The sequence below is a fragment of the Saprospiraceae bacterium genome, from assembly GCA_016713025.1.
Taxonomy (GTDB): Bacteria; Bacteroidota; Bacteroidia; order Chitinophagales; family Saprospiraceae; genus OLB9.
This window is the reverse complement of the sequence record JADJPZ010000004.1, coordinates 3,600,563-3,619,951: the sequence shown is the minus strand read 5'-3', so window position 1 is coordinate 3,619,951 and position 19,389 is coordinate 3,600,563. Positions and strand designations below refer to the sequence as shown.

The window sequence follows — 19,389 nt, the reverse complement described above, 5'->3', positions numbered from 1 at the left end:
ATTTTATGTCATTTGAGATCGAAGTCAAAGACTTAGACCATCTTTGTCTCAATTAGTGAGTCTATCTCAATAGTTTTTTAAGGCTTAAAAGTATTCAATGTATTTTTATCTAATTTGAGTTTTACTTTTGAGCCATTATAAATCAAATCAACATTCTGGTCAATTTGTGATTTGATATGCACTTTGTCTAATAAATTATCACTCCAGTAAATGTCTAATGTAATACCTCCTTTTGCCTTCAATCCAGTGATATAGCCATCTTTCCATTTTGATGGTAATGCCGGTAAGATATTTATGACACCTGGTTCAGCAGATTGAAACAACATCTCTGCAATACCTGCAGTGGCAGCTAAATTTCCGTCAATCTGAAAAATGCCGGGAGGATGTAAATTAAATAAATTTGGAGCAACAAGCTCTTTTAACAACGCAGAGATATGTGAGTGACTTTCGTCACCGAGATGCAATCGTGCAAAAAAGCCAATCATCCAAGCACGACTCCAGCCTGTTTGGCCTCCTCCGGCAGACAATCGTTTTTCTATAGTTTTTTTAGCAGCTTGAAATAACTCAGGAGTGTTTTTATTTATTTGATTAGATGGGTACAATGCAAATAGATGTGACACATGTCTATGTCCTATTTCTGCTTCTTCGTAATCTTCATACCATTCTTGAATAGTCCCATCCTTCCCAATTTTTGTTTTTGGCAATTTTTGAATAGCCTGAGAAATTCGTTCGCTCAGCTGTGTCTTTTGTTGTAAGATACTTTCTGATTTAAGGCAGGCATCAAAGAGATCTTTAATGATTTGTATGTCCAAAGCTGCAGCTAAGGTATTTCTCAAATGTTTTCCAGTCGTAGGATGGATATATGTATTTTCAGGTGAATAGGAAGGTGATGTCACTAATTCACCTTTTTCATTTTCTGATAATATATCCAGAGCAAATTTAGCTGCACCGCTCAGTATTGGATATGCGGTGTTTTTAAGATAGAGGGTGTCAAGTGTATATTCATAATGACGCCACAGAGTCAATGACATCCAAGCTCCTGACAATGGAAAACAATACCCATTATCTACTTGTGATCTCTTGGTAGATCCACTTGGAGTAGTGCGACCAAATGCATTAGAAACATGACCGGCAAACCATCCCTCTGTATCCAAAAATGCAGACGCTGTCTTTTTGCCTTTTTTTGATAAGTTTTGCATGAATTTGGACAAAGGCTTGAGTGTTTCTGAAAGATTACAGTTTTCAGCTAGCCAATAATTCATTTGTAAGTTGATGTTTAAATGAAAGTCTGACTCCCACGCCGCCCACATCTTATCGTTCCAGATGCCTTGTAGGTTTGCAGGAAGTTTTGAATTTTCTTCTGAACTTGTCAACAACAAATATCTTCCAAATTGGAAAAACAACTGAGTAAGGAATGCATCTTCATTATGATTTTTAAGATACAAAAATCGTCTGTCTGTGGGAATTGTATCTACATCACCATTAGTAATATTAAACCTAACTCGATTCATAACTGAAGAATGCCGAGAGATATGTTGGGCTTTTATAGATGTATAATTCTTATTTGAGACATTTCTGATAGTTTTATTACAAATGCCCAGTGGCATTATATTTTCATCAAAGTTCATTATATCCACATTATAGTTTGTGGCTGCAGTGACCATAATTACAAATTCATCCGTATCTGTTATAATCAACTTTTGACCATTTTTTTGCAGTTTGCCTGTACTATTCCTGACATAAATATTTGAAGCAAACTTCATATGATATCCACCTTTGCCTGATCCGTCAGGATTGTCATCATATCCATTGGGGTCATCAAAAATTTGTCCATCTATTACAAGCAAATTGTTTTTAATAATCTTATTCTGTTTTATATCTTTCTCTCTTTCAAACCAGATTTCGCAAGTCGTCTTTTCTTTATCCAAGCTTTTAAATTTGTAAAATAAGGTATTGTATTGGGCTGAGATAAAAGATTCTCTCACAAACCTTTTACCATTGATAGTATATATTATGGTGGTAACACCGGTGTGAAGATTTAACTCTCGTTTGTAGTTTTCTACCTTATTGTGTTTGTCAAAAGATATAAATAAATTACCAAGAGGTTGGTATGATCTGATTGAAGTTGGAGATATAGCCAGATGTTTCATTGCGTAATCCAGTGCTTCTTCAAATTTACCTTCTAAATTGAGTTGTCGAAAATTAGCGTAATGTTCCCTTGCATTGTTTGGGATTGGATCTTCAGGACATCCTGCCCAAAGGGTTTCTTCATTGAGCTGAAGGTGCTCGATATCAGGATTGCCATATACCATTGCCCCAATTTTACCATTTCCTAAGGGAAGTGCTTCCAGCCAGGTCTTGGCTGGTTGACGATACAATAAGATATTGTCCTGTTGTGCCTGAAGTGCATTACCTATGTTAAAAACAAAATAATAAATACTAAATATCAGCAATTTATAACACACCTTTAATTATTTACTCAGTTTATAAATACATCTCAATGTACACTCAAAATAAATTGGTTTGCGAAAAATTCATCTACTATTGTATCCATTTTGAGTAGGGACGAAGCGTATCTTGTCTTTAAAGTGATTTAAAATGGGTGTATCCCATTTTTGCATCAGCCTGTTTTTTTTAAATACTCCTGAAGAACTATCCATCTATTGTTCATATTCAAATTTCTAAGATTTATTATGTTGGTAGCACCTTTTATTGTCCACCTTTGACCTGAAAGTTTACATCGTTTTTGTACCAGCGTTCTATGAGCGGCTTCCATTGCTCCACTACCTATTTGTAAACCTTTTTTGATGTATAACGGATAATCCATTCTTGATTCATTGCGCTCCAAATAGTTCAATAATTTCTCCTGCTCAAGTGCTTTTACTTTTGACGAACATTCCACTTTCTTTATCATTTCCAACGCTTGATTACATCCTCCTTTTAATAGTACCTCATGTATTTCTTCCTGCCATTTTTTCGCTTCGGTTTCTCTTTAATCACCTTGGTGGAGAATAAGCATATCTTTTCATATGCATGATAAAAATCAAGGATTTGTAGCGATGCGGGATACTTAGTATCTATCCAATTATGTATCCAGGTTGCCCCATCTATTATAAACACTAGTCGTTCTTTTAAGTGTTCATAATCATCTAAATATTCCTCCATCTTTTGTTTGAAGGTTTTATGATCTCCGATATGAAATGTGTACCATGATTTTTCTATGACTCCTCTTTTAGGATTGATTTTCAACAGCTTATCAGATGTGTAAACTCTGCCAACCTTGGCTTCTTTCCACTTTTCTTCCCTCGTTAATACAAACCCACCATCACAATGGGAGTATAAAACTTTTTCTCCTTTATCGTCCATATCCTCCTTTAGTTCAGCATCGGTACGGTCTGCTTCTAACCAGTTCGTACACTCTTCTCCCAATTCTGTACATAACCTATGTACTTTATTATTATCAATATGAATACAAAGGGTTTTGAAAAGCATTTCTGATGAACTTTCATAGCATTCACTTTGGCCAACATAACATACTATATCTTTCAGTAATGGACTCATTTTGCATCCCGTTATACTTGTTATAAAACGATGATGCTTATTTAAATTCATCTCTCCATAATAACCTGTTATTGTTTTTTTTTTACGGTAGTTTTCCTTCTCTACCCCAATACTTCGTTCAACAACATTCCTGTTTAATTCCTGAAGTTGTTCAACACAAAATTTTTCAAAATCATAAAAATTCTCAGCTGTCTGTTCTTTAAGTTCTATCTCATCCAAAAGTTGGCTAAACTTCTCAAGTAATTTAGCCCGGTCCATTTGAATTATTTTTTGGTTCACACAAATATATTACTTTTTTCTATATTTTGTGCAAAAATGGGATACACCCTTTAAAATCAGGACATTTATCGTCATGAACAATTATCGTCGTAATAAAATAAAGACATGTAAAACATCGTCTTTATAATGTCGACACAATTATCTGAAAAAAATTCTCGTCGGTAAATTTATAGGTTATAGTTTTAATTATTTAAAATAATTTTAAAACATCAGAATTTCTGGGGCACAAAATCATCTGCGTTAATAATCATTGCGGAATTACCTGTTGCTTTGATTACAAATAGTTTTTCACTTTGAGCAAACAGTTCACTTCCACTATCAGCTCTCAGAAAAGCAATTGCGCCATACACCGTATAGTTTTTGTACTCATCCAGCCAAACTCTGGCTTGTTTGAGTTTTTGTACAAAAGCTTTTACATCTTGTGTTTTTAATGTAGTTTTTACTTCTACGATGACTATTTCGGTACCGTTGTGGGCTATGATGTCAAACTCATAATTATTTCCTTCATAGTTACCTTTTCTGCGCATAGAAGTATCATGAACATTGATACCTTTTGTTTGGAGTAATTTTATTAGATCACCTTCCACAAGACTTTCCATAAGTTTTCCCCTTTGTCCTTCGAATAGGTCAAAAGCGGCTATTATTCTTTTGTCCGTTTCTTTAAATTTATTATCCGTTTCTTTAAACTTAATATCTGTTTCCTTTTGAGAAAGTACCAATTCTTTTAGCAATTGTTTTATTTCCTGTATTTCGACTTCCATGCTTCGGCTATTACGAAATATAAACAATCATTAGAAAATAAAAGTTTCACAGGTGGAATTGAATATTTGTGACTTACCACTTTTCAGAAATAACCCTTTATTTTTAGTGTTTAGGTCGTGTGTATAACATATTGCACTTTTTTTTGAAAAAAATTAACTTGCTACATTTGCCTATACTTACCCCCAAAGGGGAGACCAGCACTAATATTGAAAGCAATGGCGTGGGTCGTCTCAAGCGTAGCTTGACAGGCTCTTTAGGGAATGAGGGTAGAGAGGGAATTTAAGTATTTGTGCAGTTTGTTATACACACGTGTAGATCGCAAATAAATCATCATTCAACTAATTCATCTAAATTTACCCACCATAAATGTGTCCACAAGCCGATGTTTGTGGTTCCTTCATTATTGAGTGAAATCGTTCACTCAATTTGCTATGCAACCATTCAGTCACCCGTAAAATGGAGGGGACAAGTTCGTTCTTTGAGTACTAAATGTATTATGTACTAAAATCAGCAATTTTCGGCTTGGTACTAATTTTATCCGCCTGTTTATTCAAGAGCCTTTTTTATGGTACTTAATGAGTTGGGTGAAAACGGTTGATTGTCATAAATTATTTGTTTTCGGAATAGACTCAATTACTCACCTGAAGAAAGAAACTTTTCAATGTCAGGATATTGGGCACTAAGTTTTATGAGGTCTAGTCTGCTTACCAAGGTGCCCTTGAAGTATGGCATAATCCGGGCCTTTTCAAAACCTTTGGTTCTAAGGAAATTTTGCATTTTTAAAGCATCATCATAAGATGTGTAATTCCCCATACTATATGTATAAGATTTGTCCACAAGGCCTTTTTCCACAATGATATCATTACTTAAACTCAAGACTTCATTTTTTAGCATCTGAACCACATTGGCAAAGTGTACTCTGAAAGTTACAACCTGATTGTTGGTGATAAAATTATCCCATAAACTATCCCTGTATTGGCCGGCAACAGCAGGAAAGTCATACATGATTTTCAGATTTGTATCTTCTGTATGCAAAATATTAAAATCAATCCTTCGGTTGGTACGATCAGCAAGAGTAGAAGGAATATTATTGACAAACGGTGCAGCAACAGGATAGTTAGCCCCGCATCCAAACATGTGAATACGTCGCTCATTTATTCCTGATTTTGCAAGAAATTCTGCTGCTTTTTCAGCTCGTTTTATTGAAAAATAGAGATCAAAGTCTTTTTTTCCTTCTGATGTAAAATGGCTGAAAAGTTGTACTTTTAATTCAGGATAAATCAGCATCAGATCAGCCAGAGCCTTTAAACTATTTTGATTAAAAGTGCTTAAAACATCTTCATCCTGGGCAAAATATATGGATTTACAAACAAAATCCCTCTGTGGTATAGCTGCTTTTTGTGCAATCTCGATAGGTGCGTTTACATCAGTGGATGAAAGATTATTTTCAAAAACTGATATAAATGCAGGGTTTTCCACAGTTTCCAGCATGCCGGTGATCTGCTCTTTGAAATATGCCGTATAAAGGTCCTTACCTCCATACCCTTCTGCTCTGTCTGACGCGAAAAGTGCAAACATGCCGTCGTGAGATACTTCTACATCAATATCGTTTCCTGGACTATTGATCGGATATCCGGAGTTAGAAACCTGATCCAGTTTTCCATCAGGGGTAAAGGTGGCTGAGAAAATATCATATCCACCATAAGTTTCAGTTTTATCTGAAGAAAAGTACAGTACAGATCCATTTTTTATTAAAAAGGGAGCGATTTCATTGGCAGAAGTATTTATCGGATATCTGAAATTGACTGGTGTTTGCCAGATGTTATCTTTTTTTAAAGTATAGTAAATATCATAGCCACCTTCACCTTCTTCTTTGATCGATGAAAAAAGTATAAGACTGTCATTAAATATAAACAAGTCTTTATCACCTTTTGAAGCGTCAAATGGAAATCCATTATCTTCTGGTGATAATTGCGATGGAATATTCTCTACATTGAAAGTATCTGTAAACAAGACACACTTAGATGCAGCGTTACATTTTGTATAAAATAATACTGAACCATCCTGACTGAAATCCTGTAAAATATCATGTTGAGGTGAGTTCTTCAATGCACCAAAAGTCAGGACTGAAGACCAGTTACCATTTATCAAATCTACCATGTACATATCAGATGAATAGTGTCCACGCAAAACATCATATAGTCCATCAGCATTTCTTAGTCCTCCCGAAGTACCTTCCCGGGCTGATGAAAAATAATATCTTTCCGGTCGTGTTGGACTCTGTACCGGACCAAATTCATCAAATCGGGTATTGACATCTGAACCTAAATTTTCGACATAAGCATTTTGCTGTCTGTATTTATAATTGGCAGCAAATCCGCATTTTTTAATTTGCAGAATGATTTCATTCCATTCGGGCGATGAAATATTAAGGGTGTTGAGGTAAGATTTAAAAAACTTTGCTGCTTCTGCATATTCATATTTGGCCACATAGCACATGGCAATGTATTTGTATCTTTTATTGTCAATAGAATTTAGTTTTTCAGCCGCCACCATATCTTTTATACAGCCATCCGGATTATTGGTGTTAAGATGGCACAATCCTCTTTTTATAACAAGCTGAGGGTCTTTTTCTGTTTTCTTGTAAGCATCAAACTCCTTAATTGCATCATAATACCTTTTTGCTTCAAAGTATAACAAAGCCTGCTTTTTGTGGTCAGACTGAGCAAAACCAAGTTGAAAAACCAGGGTAAACATTGAAGTTATTATGATATGATTTAATTTCATATTGCTGTATTCTGATCAAATTTTTCAAGATAATCTGAGATTCTTTTTAAGAAAGCCCCACCCAGGGCACCATCTACTATCCTGTGATCATAAGATAGTGATAAAAACATAAGATGTCTTATCGCAATTACATCCCCAAATTCTGTTTCGAGAACAGCAGGTTTTTTACAGATGGCCCCTGTCGCTAATATTGCAACTTGTGGTTGGTTGATGATAGGTGTACCCATAAGGTTGCCAAAGGTGCCTACATTGGTTATTGTAAAAGTACCATCTTTGATTTCTTCAGGTTTCAACTTGTTTTCTCTCGCCCTGATGGCAAGATCATTGACTGTTTTTGCAAGTCCGGCCAGACTAAGCAAATCCGCATTTTTGACTACCGGAACTATAAGATTGCCACTGGGCAATGCTGCAGCCATGCCGATATTAATGTCTTTTTTTACAAGAATCCTGTTGCCATCAAGTGAAATATTGACCATAGGAAAATCCTTGAGTGCCCTGACCACAGCATCGATAAACAAAGGTGTGAAAGTCAGGTTTTCTCCATATTTATCCTTAAACTTACCTTTATTTTTTTCTCTCCACTGAACCAGATTGGTCACATCCGCTTCAACAAAGGAAGTGACATGCGGAGATGTTTGTTTGGACATGACCATGTGATCAGCAATAAGCTTTCTCATTCGGTCCATTTCTACAATATCGACATTTCCTGAAGTAGTGACGGGCTTTTTACTTTCTCCTTGGTTTTGATGTGCGGGCTGAGTAAAAGTAACTGATGATGAAGCATTAGTATCTCTATTTTGCAGATAGGAGATGATATCATACTTTGTCAATCTTCCGTTTGCTCCTGTACCTGAAATTTTATCCAGTTCTTCAACCGGAATTTTCTCCTCTTTGGCAATACTCCTGACAAGTGGCGAGTAGAATCTTTGCGCAGAATCGTGGTCTGCCTCACCAATTATTGGTATTTGTTCCTGATTTGGGATATTTTGTTCTTGTACTTTAACATCTTCAACTGATGGTGGTATGATCACATTCTCAGCCATAAGATTGTCATCAGGAGTCACTTGTGTATCAGAATCAATAGAAACGGGCTCAGTAGCAGGACTTGGACTGACGATAGCATTTACATCAGTCTCAATGATGGCAATCACTTTTCCTACATCGACAACAGCGTCTTCGTTATACAGAATTTCAGTAATTTTTCCATCTGACGGAGAGGCAACTTCTGAATCAACCTTGTCAGTGGCAATCTCAAGTATGACTTCGTCCATTTTGACCGGATCGCCGGCCTTTTTACGCCATTTTAATATAGTGGCATCAGTTATACTTTCTCCCATTTTGGGCATTATCAACTCTATTCTGGCCATCTTAAAACTTCAGGTTAGGATATTATAGTGGACAGAAAATATTCTGGATTTTTTTTAAATCATAATGTATTGTAAATTAAATAATTATGATTTAAAGTTTTCTCATTCAATTTTCTGTTTAGTATAAAAGACAAAAATACAATTATTATTGTCAGTTTGGGTCAGTTTTTGGCAGTTTTTCATTTCTGAGCTTCCAATCCATAGCGTAAGACGACCTTTGTTTCATTTACATAAAATGGTCAAAATCACTTTTTTTGAAAATGACGATTTTAGATATTGAACAATCACATCTGTAAATCTTTTGTGACCATTCTGTACGTAATCCAAATATTTAGTGGGTTCTATTAGTTTTGACGCTCACACCATTAATTTTGGTAAAGTACGAATCTTGTTTGTTATTTGGTATTATACTGATGCACCCTTTGACCTATTGGTCATTAGAAGAATAAACGGGAATAGTACTACATACTCAACCCATCATCCTTGACCATGCCAATCTAATCAGTACCAGAAAGCCTATAAAAAACAGGATAAACTGATAGAAGGGCATGTATGTAAATACAAAAATGTGGGTCTTCTCCAGTATCCACATCATTGATATGAGTACTGTGATGATAAAAAACAGGCTCCCTATTTTGTCAAAGCCAGGAACATCCTTGAGGCTTACATTTCTTTTTATCAACCATAAGGTGATCAGCATACAGATGATCGGCAGTACCTGTGTAAAGAGATTGGTCTGCATCACCGGTTGTCTTTCAAATAAAAACATGTAAGCATTGAGCGTCAGGGCAAAGATACCCGGAATACATGCCAGATATACGAGGGCAGTATACATGTATTTCCAGGGAGAAAGATGACCCTCACCGCTACCAAATAAGATGGCCAGAAAAGCCGTGAAAGGCAAAGCAAAAAAATAAAAAAGAACAATAGAAGGTTGCTCCGATACTACTTCAAAAAATTGGCCAAGAGTCATGACTTTATCTTTACTTTTGTGATAAAACTATATTTTCAAAAACGGCAGGGCACAAACCTGAGCTTCCAGCAATTTTTTGCCGGCCTGAACAAATATTTTTGTCCCCAGTGTACTGAAAGCAGTGGGAACGTAGCCCATTCCGATCGGAATATCCAGAGATGGAGCTTGTGTGCCGGATGTGACTACGCCGATTTCATTTTCATTGCTGTCAAATATCAGGTAGCCATGACGGGGCACACGACGTTCTTCCATGGTAAAGCCAACCAGTTTTTTCGAAAGACCTCTTTCTTTTAATGATAGCATAAGGTCCGCTCCATTAAAAGGGTGAATTTTTTTCAGTTTTGTGATCCAACCCAGACCTGCTTCCAGCGGAGATGTGGTATCATCTATATCATTGCCATAAAGACAATATCCCATCTCAAGCCGCAGTGTATCCCTTGCTCCAAGACCACATGGCTTGATGTCAAATTCACTTCCAGCTTCTATCACCGCATTCCAAAGTACTTCAGTATATTCATTGGCTACATATAGTTCAAAACCGCCACTGCCGGTGTATCCTGTGGCTGAAATCAACACATTGTCGATACCGGCTATCTTTCCTTTGGTAAAATCGTAGTATTTTATTGCGGATAGGTTAATGTCAGTAAGCTTTTGTAATGTTGCAATGGCTTTTGGACCTTGGACAGCCAGTAGACCGGTTTTTTCAGAAATGTCTATGAGTCTGGTATCAAATTGATTGAATCCTGAGATCCAGTTCCAGTCTTTTTCAATATTGGAAGCATTGACTACCAGCATAAATGCCTGCTCCCCTTCATTACACATATCTTCTCCGAGTCTGTACACCAGCAGGTCATCAACTATACCGCCGGTGAGATTGGGCAGACAACTATACTGCGCCTCACCGATTCCAAGTTTGGATGCGTCATTACTCGTCACTTTTTGTACAAGATCCAGAGCCTGTTTTCCTTTTACGATAAATTCACCCATGTGTGACACATCAAATATCCCAACATTATTTCTTACGCTGTGGTGTTCGTCAGTGATGGATGTGTATTGTATAGGCATATTGTATCCGGCAAAATCGGCCATTTTCGCTCCGAGAGATTCATGGATATGCGTGATTGGTGTGTTTTTCATGGTGATGATTTAATAGCCCAAAGATATAGGATTCAGTTTTGAATTTCTAAAGATTTTATCAAAAAGAAAAGTAACAAGACTTAAAGTAAGTCTGATTGTAAAAATTATAAATAGTACTGTATCAAAAAGAAAATCAAAAATATGCCATTATGACATACGACATTACAATGATAAGACATAATGACAGTTTGAGTATGGTAAAAACCGTCAAAAAGACCTTCCAAATGGCTTGGAATATAAATTGTACAAGGAAATGTGATATCTTAATTCAAAAAATCTTAAAACACAAAAAAAATGACAAATATAGTATTCAAACCTTTATGTAATCATCCTTCTAATGACTTCAACAGAGTTTTGGGAGGTTTATTCAACTCGCCATTGCACAACTTAATGGATGAAAAGAGGAACGTGACATCTCCTGTGTATGCAAATGTGATAGAGACTGTGAAAGAATACAGTATATCTCTTGCTGTACCCGGATATGAAAAATCTGAAATAGAAATTTCTCTGGACAAGTCAAAACTTACCATAAAAGGTAAAAAAGAGACAAGTGGTGAAGTTAAATTTTCCACCAGAGAATTTGATTTTTCAAATTTTGAAAGAACTTTTTATCTTCCTGAAAACGTACAGACTGAAAAAATTGAAGCAAAGTCAGAAAACGGAATCCTGTATATCCACATACCAAAAGCTGAAGTAAAACCAGCCATCAATATCACAGTAAAATAATTATCGTTAACCATTAAAACCTTAATATCATGAATATCGTAAAAGTAAATCCATTCTTGCAGGGCAAATCGTTCACAAATTTGTTGGACGATGTATTTAATCGCAGTATTTCAGATCTTGTAGGTTCTGATTTTGCAGTCACTACCCCTTCTGTCAACGTTTCTGAAGACAATGACAATGTGATACTGGAAGTAGCAGCACCAGGTCTTGATAAAAAAGACTTTAATGTTGCTGTAGAGAAAGATCAATTGATCATTTCAGCTTCAAAAGAAGCTCAGACCGAAGATAAAGAAGAAGGCAAATGGACAAGAAAAGAGTTCAATTATCAATCTTTCAAAAGATCATTTCACCTTTCTGACAAAATCGAAACTGAAAAAATTGAAGCGGAGTATCATAATGGCATCCTTAAGCTTGTACTTCCAAAAAGGAAGAGGCAAAACCTAAAGCTCCTGCCACTATAGAAATCAAATAAAATCCGGGGTTGATTAACAAATAAAAAGGGCTGCTAAAATAATAACAGCCCTTTTATTTGTGCGCCAAGCATGTTTAATATCTAAGGGGTGAAAGTCCTCGACGAGCCAGCCGATAGGAATCGTTAGCCAATAGCAAGGGTGTCTTGAGTAATTGAGAATCTGAAGGAAGCAGGCGGCAAGAGTGTGATTGAACGAACAGAAACATATTATAAGGCTTACATTGTGGGTAAGTGAGCAATAGATTGCGAAGCCCAATAGTCGGACGTAAACAATGGTAGTAAAATATGTCAGTTACACGGAAAGAGATTGAACTTACCTTGGGAGATCCTATAAATAGCGACCTGAGACGGAACAAAGCGCAAGGGAAGTAAAGGACTATTTAAAGGAAGTCAGCAGAGATCATAGTAGTGAAGAATCATCTGTAATGGATGTGGAGCGAAGGATCGAATCTTTAGGATGTTAATTTTTTGAAAGTAATGGTAAAGGCCAATGATTAAGGACAAGGAAAATGCTAAACCGATGCAACCTGCTGGACAGGGAGAAGGAAATAATAGCAGCCTATTCAATGATGAACTACCCGTATGGTACGACGGAAGTGGAAAGGTATGTCCGAAGTGGACTTCCAGATGCTGGCAAGAGAGAGAACAGACGATGAACGTACTGGAAGAGATAGCGTCGCTAAGGAATCTAGTAAAAGCCTACCGACACGTGAAAACGAACGCAGGTAGTCCGGGAGTAGATGGAATAGATGTCAAGGAGTTCGGAAAATGGTTTAGAACGCACCATGGAGCACTAAAGACAGAAATCCTAAACGGAGACTATCGCCCTTCATTAGTACGTGGAGTAGAGATACCGAAACCCAAAAGGGGGCAAAAGGCTACTGGGCATACCGACGGTAAAAGACCGAGTTGTACAGCAAGCCATCAGCCAAGTGATGGTAAGGTATTATGAAGTTACATTTACGGAAAGCAGCCATGGATTTAGGCCAGGCCGTGGAACAGAGAGCGCACTAAAGTTAGCCCAGTCACACGTTAAAACAGGGAAGACACGAGTAGTCGACATCGACTTAGAGAAATTCTTTGATGAAGTGAATCATAGCCGATTGATGTGGCATCTGAGTTTACGGATGGGTGACAAACGATTACTAGACCTAATCAGAAAGATACTACGTAGTGGCATACTGTTAGGTGGCGTATCGCATCAACGGATAAAGGGGACACCACAAGGAAGCCCACTGAGTCCGTTGTTATCCAACATCGTATTAGATGAACTGGACCAAGAACTGGCTAGGCGTGGACTGAGTTATGTAAGATACGCAGATGACGTTTTGATCTTTGTAAGAAGTAAACAAAGTGCCGAACGGGTATATGTTAGCATTAGCGAATACATAACTAAGAAAATGCGTCTGAAAGTAAATGTAGAAAAGAGCGGAGTACGGAAAGTACATGAAGTAGCGTTTTTAGGTCATAGTCTAGGTGGTGGTGGTCGCCTTTATCTAAGTAAGCCGAGCGAATTACGACTTAAGTCGAAGCTAAAAGATCTGACATCACGTCGACGTGGGATCAGTCTGGATCAGTTGATAAAGGAAGTAAATAGCTTATTGCGTGGTTGGTTACAATACTTCAAGAGATCAGAAATGAAATCGAAGATAGAAAGAATCAACAGCTGGCTGAAAAGACGAATAAGATGCTTTAGGATAAAACAATGCAAACGCAAGATTGGTATTGTCAGATTCCTAAGGAGCCAAGGCGTAAGTGAGAAATTGAGCTGGCTGACAGCCCTAAGTGGCAAAGGCTGGTGGCGTCTATCAAACACTCCAGGCACCAATATCGGGATGAATAACGAGTGGTTTACAAAGATTGGATACTACGATTTAGTCTCCAACTACAACCATCTGCACAAATCCACCTAAAGAAACCGCCGTACACGTAAGTACATACGGTGGTGTGAGAAGACGACAAAGGTAATCTATTTTTTTAATTACCTTTGTCTCTTACTCGATTTGTGCCGAAGGCGGGACTCGAACCCGCATGACTCGCGTCACACGCCTCTGAAACGTGCGTGTCTACCAGTTTCACCACTTCGGCCTGAAAGCTTGCAAAAGTAAAAAATTTATTGTTTGAAACCTATTAATAGGAAAAATTCTCACATTTTTTTTATAAACTATTGACAAGTTGAAAAAGTGTGTTATCTTTGTGCATTATTTCTGAAATTCTTTATTCATTAACATCAAAAAATTTAAGCGCTTATAGTCTAAACTCTACACTAAAATAAGAAAATTTATTAATCCGTAAATCATAGTGTAGGTATGCAGCTTAAGATGTTAAACGATCAGGAACTTATTTCCAGTTATCTTTGTGGTAATCATTCAGCTTTCGAAGTACTTTTAAAAAGGTATAAAGATAAAATTTATACTTCCATTTATTTGTTTGTCAAAGACACTGAACTTGCTGAAGATATCTTTCAGGATGTATTTATTAAAATTATAGATACACTAAAAAAAGAAAAATACAATAATGAAGGAAAGTTCCTTCAATGGGCGATGCGTATATCTTACAATATGTGCGTAGATCATTTCCGCAAATCCAAAAGAATGTCCAAAATTTCCAATACGGAGACTTTCGATATCTTTAGTGTTTTGGAGTGTAAAGATGATCATATGGAAAAATCCATCATCAAGAGTCAGGTGCACACTAAAATTCGTGATCTTATCGATCAACTTCCCGATGAACAGAGGGAAGTAGTCATCCTGCGTCATTATGCAGATATGAGTTTTAAAGAAATATCCATGATGACACGAGTAAGCATTAATACTTCTTTAGGTAGAATGAGATATGCGCTTATCAATCTCCGAAAAATGGTTACAGAAGAAGAGATGGTAATTCAATAATCGTTGCATTTCCTTCAAAAAGATGGCGTATAAGCCAAATAAATTAGTTTTGTTTGTCAGAAAAGGAGTGGTAATCATGTATTGCCGCTCCTTTTTATTGGAAAAATTTCTAATATCACATAATGGTATTTGTACTGCATCAAGCCATAATTAGATCCTAAGCTTCTTAAAAGTCTAAATTTTTCTGCAATCGGTTCCGCAATCGATTTATTAATTAATCAACCATCTATTATTTGGTATAAAGGCTATAAATACATAGATAGATTAATAGAATACTATAGAATACTATATTCATTTTAATTTCATGCCTTTCATTGGAGTTTAGTTTTACATTATATTATAGCAGGTATTTTGTCAACTTTAGACTTATATTTTACATTGAGTCAAAATAATAATAAAATATTTTCATCAATTGTACTTATTAATGATTTACAATTTTTAATTTTACAAAATTATAATTAAAGTATTTGAATAGTCGGAGAGTTTGATTTTAAATAGAATGTTTAAATATTCCGCTGAGAGCCAAATGGTAAAAATTTAAACTCTAATATTTTAAATTTTAGAAGAGATAAATCAAATCAATTTTGCTCGCAAATTTATTTTGACTAAAAAATATGGCACTGAATCTTTTGATGAATATTTATTTTTGAGTCAGTGTCCGTTTATACTTGGATCATAACAATAAACCCCAATGAAACGCCTCGGCATTAAGGAATTAGCAAAATTGCTTTCTCTTAACCCTTCTTCTGTATCCAGAGCATTGGCAGATCACCCTGACATCAAGCCTGAAACCAGAGAAAGGGTAAAAGCTGCTGCCATAGAATTTAATTATCAACCTAACCTACACGCCAGATTTTTCAGGAAAAGAAGCTCAGGACTCATTGCAGTGATATTGCCATCATATAATATGTTCTTTATACCAAACTTGTTGGATGCCATAAATGAACATTTAAAAAAGGAGGGCTATGGAATGATTGTATTTTTTTCAGATCTCGATTTAAACAAAGAAAAAGAAATAATTAATCATTGTATGAGCTGGTTGGTAGATGGTGTCCTTATTGGTCTGGCCAGCAGTTACACAGATCATTTGAGACAATTAACTGATGCCAGTATTCCATTTGTGATTATTGATAATTCCAGCGATTATGTTGCTCCTTATTCAACAGTGTCTATTGACAACAAAACTGCCGCTTATCGCGCAACAGAATTCCTCATCAAAAAGGATAAAAAGAGCATAATGTGATTTTTTCGGAGTATGATATTGTATTTAATGAACCCGATCTAAATAAGCTTGAAAATAAATTGAGAAGTACCCCATACAATGGAATATTTATCATGAATGACGAGTTATTATTAATTACCTATCCGATTCTTTTGAAAAACAGACAGATTACCGGAAATATTAGCTTAATTACAATCAGTGATGGTGTTTTAACTACTCAGCTGTTTCCTAAAATTTCTCATATAAGATATTCGGGTTATGAGTTAGGTATAACAGCTTCTTCTTTTCTTTTGAAATACATAAAAAACAAAACAGATCGCTCAGAAATTGACCACCTTGTTGTAAGTTCTGAATTAGTAGATTTTGATTCTGACTAATACACCTTTGTCAAATAACACAGACTTGCGGTTGATTGGAAACTGTTGGGTTAACCCAACAGTTGTGACCTTAATTTAACCAATACATTTCACTACAACTATGACATTTATTACATTTTAATGAAATGTGTAGTTGACATTGATTTTTGAAGGTGATAAAGTAAAACTAATACACCAAATCTTTTTATAAATGTTGTTTTTGATTTTCAAGATACTATGTTACAGCTTAAATGAAGATGCAATTAATCATATTAGTAAGAATACTAAACTGAACAATAAAATATATCCAAAAATAATCGTTTTCCAGCCAATATTTGCATCCTTTATCTCCATAAAATAGAATGAGATCATAATAAACTTTAGACCTGCTGTAACAAGCAATAGTCCAGGCACCTGATCAAACTGAACAGAAAATACCGACAAGAATGTCAATAATATCAATATAATCAAAATTACAAAATTTGTCAGCTTCATCTCCAGTATAAATAAATAACAGCAAATACCAATACCCAAATTAAGTCACACATATGCCAGAAAACCGCTCCGGCCTCTAAATTTTCAGAATATTCCTTTCTGTTTTGATCAGTATCTTTATAATAGAAATACATAAGAATGGCAACACCAGCCAATACATGAAGCAAATGAAATGCAGTAATCAACCAGTAAAATGTATAAAAAGTGTTGTATGAAATTGTCAAACCATGTGAGATTTTTTCACTGTATTCAATCACTTTGATGAAGGTGAAAACCAAGCCACTGATGATGGTAGCGAGAAGATATTTTTTATGTTTTGTCACCTCTTGATTATCCAGGCTGCTTAAAGACTTTGTGATGAGATAACCGCCAATCAAGAGAATATTGGTATTGACTGATCCTGCGACTAAGTTTAGTTCAGATGTTGATTGCTTAAACATATCCAACTGATCGTGAGACATACTTTTCATTACAATCAAACCAGCAAAAAATACAGTAAGCTCCAGAAACACTATGATCCATATGAGAATTCCACCGGGTGGATAGAAAAAATTTGCTTTTTGACTACTATCCATGGTTAATTTTTTCAAACAATCTTACCATGGAAGAAATTAATTCCTGGGGTGATGAAAGTATCTGGTAATGGTTTTGTCCAAACATTTGAGGTAAATAGTATTTAGCCTGTGCTTCTATAGCCAGAGCATACGAATTGACATGAGACTCATTGGCTTCACGCAGAGCTTGTTTTACATCCTGAATACCATATTTTCCTTCATATTTGTCATAATCATTGGGTTTTCCATCCGACAGCAGAATGATCCATTTATTGGAAGTTTGTCGATTATTGAGGAGCGCAGTTGCATATCTCAGTGCTCCTCCTATTCGAGTATATCCTGATGGTTGTGATGCCCCGATATTCATTTTGCCACTATTCCATGATTCATCAAAATCCTTTAAAGTGCGATATGTAATAAAGTTTCTGGTAGATGAGTGGAAATCAGCAACTGAAAAATCAACATAAAATTCATTCAATATTTCTCCAAAAATAATAGATACCTGTTTTTCCACATCAATGACTCTGTTTCCTGCAGCATAGCCATCACTCGACAAACTACTATCCAGCAATAGCAGGATTGAAAGATCCTTTTCTTTCTTTTGAGATGATAAATAAATACGATCAGAAGGTGTTTTGCCTGAATGAACATCAGCATAAAGATCAGTTATTGCGTCTAAATCAAATTCCTGTCCATCGGTCTGCCGCCTTAATTGTTTTCTTTTATTATTGTAATTTGTGAGCATTTTGCGCATTGCTGTGAGTTCCTTGCCATACTCTTTAATAGTAGTAGTGTAGTATGCTGCATTTTTCTCCATGCAAAAAGTAGGAAATACCTTACAGTAGTCTTTTTTATAGGACTTGGATCTGTAATCCCATTCCGGTAATGAAACAAAGCTATGATGGTCGGTTTTGTCAGAGCTTTCTGCGATGGAAGTATTCTCAATAAAGTCTGCCTGATAGACCGAATGTACCTGATCATCAACCCTTACTGTAAGTTTCATACTTAACTCTTCCAAGGCTTCCTGATGATCCTGAAGGTCGTCATCTCCATCAAAATCCCTCCAAGTACCATCAAACTCTTCCGCCGTTTCCACTTTTTCAAAATTGTGGGTAAGTACATAGTCTTCCTGTTGTTTTTTGTCCACCTGAATGCTTTTGATTTCCTCAACAGCCCTTGCTTTAAGGATAGTTTCAGGCTTTATAGATTCAGGTTTTGTATAAGCTGCAGGTATACCATTTTCTGATTTTGTCCCATCAGCAGATATGCTGTTTTTCATCCATTTGCCATAAAGCCAATACAAAGGGAGGTCATGATCTTTTGTATTATTGACTAGAAATGAAAACATGTTCTGGTAAATGTCCATCACTTGCGGGTAGTCTTTTTCCATAATATGAAGCACTTGTATGGATGCTTCCTTTGCTTTGATTCTTGATGTGACCAGATCGGGATCGATATCATCTTTCGACCAGTTTAATGATTCTTTTTGCTGTATGGTCAGATAGACTACCCTGAAAAAATAAAACTTCAGGTTATCTTTTGGGTCTTCAAAGATGTCCATGGACTTGGGAAGAAAAAAGTTAAGGTCTTTATAACCACCTTCCATTTCTGCCGGAAATATTTCAATGTTATTTCCTGTAAAAGCCCTCGATATAAGGGTCAGTTTTGAAATGATATCCTGAAGATAGACCCTTCTGTACGATAACGGATCTTTCTCTTTATTTCTTTTCTTGAAATATTTTGAAAATTTGGTAAAAAGAATTTCGTCCAGATCCATGTTAAGTTATTAATATTTTTTTAAATCACT

18 protein-coding genes and 1 tRNA gene are annotated in these 19,389 nt (G+C 35.9%); 7 read left to right on the top strand and 12 right to left on the bottom strand.

Features of this window, described 5'->3' with window-relative positions; translation table 11 throughout:
* Nucleotides 1–77: 77 nt before the first annotated feature.
* The 8 genes from IPK35_21785 to gcvT form a co-directional block, all read right to left on the bottom strand.
* Complete coding sequence (locus tag IPK35_21785; GenBank protein ID MBK8055831.1) at nucleotides 78–2,465, bottom strand: glycoside hydrolase family 95 protein; 2,388 nt, start codon at nucleotides 2,463–2,465, stop codon at nucleotides 78–80.
* A gap of 155 nt (nucleotides 2,466–2,620) precedes the next feature.
* Nucleotides 2,621–2,914 (bottom strand): hypothetical protein, encoded by a 294-nt coding sequence (locus IPK35_21780; GenBank protein ID MBK8055830.1) that lies wholly within the window; start codon nucleotides 2,912–2,914, stop codon nucleotides 2,621–2,623.
* 26 nt (nucleotides 2,915–2,940) lie between these two features.
* Nucleotides 2,941–3,819, bottom strand: coding sequence for a hypothetical protein (locus IPK35_21775; GenBank protein MBK8055829.1), 879 nt, complete (start codon nucleotides 3,817–3,819; stop codon nucleotides 2,941–2,943).
* A 230-nt stretch (nucleotides 3,820–4,049) separates the two neighbouring features.
* Nucleotides 4,050–4,601, bottom strand: a complete 552-nt coding sequence (locus IPK35_21770; GenBank protein ID MBK8055828.1) for a YraN family protein — start codon at nucleotides 4,599–4,601, stop codon at nucleotides 4,050–4,052.
* A 634-nt stretch (nucleotides 4,602–5,235) separates the two neighbouring features.
* Nucleotides 5,236–7,359: a PD40 domain-containing protein gene (locus IPK35_21765; protein MBK8055827.1), complete on the bottom strand. Its 2,124-nt coding sequence runs from the start codon at nucleotides 7,357–7,359 to the stop codon at nucleotides 5,236–5,238.
* Nucleotides 7,360–7,385: 26 nt separating this feature from the next.
* Entirely contained in the window at nucleotides 7,386–8,756 is a 1,371-nt protein-coding gene (locus IPK35_21760; GenBank protein ID MBK8055826.1) for a 2-oxo acid dehydrogenase subunit E2, read from the bottom strand.
* 469 nt (nucleotides 8,757–9,225) lie between these two features.
* Nucleotides 9,226–9,729, bottom strand: coding sequence for a hypothetical protein (locus IPK35_21755; protein MBK8055825.1), 504 nt, complete (start codon nucleotides 9,727–9,729; stop codon nucleotides 9,226–9,228).
* A 27-nt stretch (nucleotides 9,730–9,756) separates the two neighbouring features.
* Nucleotides 9,757–10,866 carry a glycine cleavage system aminomethyltransferase GcvT gene (gcvT, locus tag IPK35_21750; protein MBK8055824.1) on the bottom strand — a complete coding sequence of 370 codons (1,110 nt, stop codon included), beginning with the start codon at nucleotides 10,864–10,866 and terminating at the stop codon, nucleotides 9,757–9,759.
* Between the two features lie 294 nt (nucleotides 10,867–11,160).
* Here gcvT and IPK35_21745 point away from each other — a divergent pair, with 294 nt between their 5' ends.
* From IPK35_21745 to IPK35_21730, 4 genes are all read left to right on the top strand, one after another.
* Nucleotides 11,161–11,592, top strand: coding sequence for an Hsp20/alpha crystallin family protein (locus tag IPK35_21745; protein ID MBK8055823.1), 432 nt, complete (start codon nucleotides 11,161–11,163; stop codon nucleotides 11,590–11,592).
* 29 nt (nucleotides 11,593–11,621) lie between these two features.
* A complete protein-coding gene (locus tag IPK35_21740) occupies nucleotides 11,622–12,053 on the top strand; it encodes an Hsp20/alpha crystallin family protein (GenBank protein MBK8055822.1) in 432 nt (143 codons plus the stop codon).
* A 531-nt stretch (nucleotides 12,054–12,584) separates the two neighbouring features.
* On the top strand, nucleotides 12,585–13,016 hold the full coding sequence (locus tag IPK35_21735) for a hypothetical protein (protein ID MBK8055821.1): 432 nt from the start codon (nucleotides 12,585–12,587) through the stop codon (nucleotides 13,014–13,016).
* Entirely contained in the window at nucleotides 13,000–13,977 is a 978-nt protein-coding gene (locus IPK35_21730; protein ID MBK8055820.1) for a group II intron reverse transcriptase/maturase, read from the top strand. Before IPK35_21735 ends, IPK35_21730 begins: the two co-directional genes overlap by 17 nt.
* A 93-nt stretch (nucleotides 13,978–14,070) precedes the next feature.
* Here the strand turns inward: IPK35_21730 and IPK35_21725 are convergent.
* A tRNA-Leu gene (locus IPK35_21725) sits at nucleotides 14,071–14,152 on the bottom strand.
* 221 nt (nucleotides 14,153–14,373) lie between these two features.
* Between IPK35_21725 and IPK35_21720 the strand changes: the two genes are divergently transcribed.
* From IPK35_21720 to IPK35_21710, 3 genes are all read left to right on the top strand, one after another.
* Nucleotides 14,374–14,955, top strand: a complete 582-nt coding sequence (locus tag IPK35_21720) for a sigma-70 family RNA polymerase sigma factor (GenBank protein MBK8055819.1) — start codon at nucleotides 14,374–14,376, stop codon at nucleotides 14,953–14,955.
* Nucleotides 14,956–15,646: 691 nt separating this feature from the next.
* Nucleotides 15,647–16,198, top strand: coding sequence for a LacI family DNA-binding transcriptional regulator (locus IPK35_21715; protein MBK8055818.1), 552 nt, complete (start codon nucleotides 15,647–15,649; stop codon nucleotides 16,196–16,198).
* On the top strand, nucleotides 16,195–16,554 hold the full coding sequence (locus IPK35_21710) for a hypothetical protein (GenBank protein MBK8055817.1): 360 nt from the start codon (nucleotides 16,195–16,197) through the stop codon (nucleotides 16,552–16,554). Before IPK35_21715 ends, IPK35_21710 begins: the two co-directional genes overlap by 4 nt.
* Before the next feature lie 246 nt (nucleotides 16,555–16,800).
* Here the strand turns inward: IPK35_21710 and IPK35_21705 are convergent, their stop codons facing one another.
* The 3 genes from IPK35_21705 to IPK35_21695 are packed head-to-tail and all read right to left on the bottom strand — an operon-like array spanning nucleotide 16,801 to nucleotide 19,359.
* The gene (locus IPK35_21705) at nucleotides 16,801–17,028 is read right to left on the bottom strand and encodes a cytochrome C oxidase subunit IV family protein (protein MBK8055816.1); all 228 of its coding nucleotides are present in this window, start codon (nucleotides 17,026–17,028) and stop codon (nucleotides 16,801–16,803) included.
* The gene (locus IPK35_21700) at nucleotides 17,025–17,603 is read right to left on the bottom strand and encodes a cytochrome c oxidase subunit 3 (protein ID MBK8055815.1); all 579 of its coding nucleotides are present in this window, start codon (nucleotides 17,601–17,603) and stop codon (nucleotides 17,025–17,027) included. The genes IPK35_21705 and IPK35_21700 overlap by 4 nt, the downstream gene beginning before the upstream one ends.
* Entirely contained in the window at nucleotides 17,596–19,359 is a 1,764-nt protein-coding gene (locus IPK35_21695) for a VWA domain-containing protein (protein ID MBK8055814.1), read from the bottom strand. The genes IPK35_21700 and IPK35_21695 overlap by 8 nt, the downstream gene beginning before the upstream one ends.
* Between the last annotated feature and the right edge of the window lie 30 nt (nucleotides 19,360–19,389).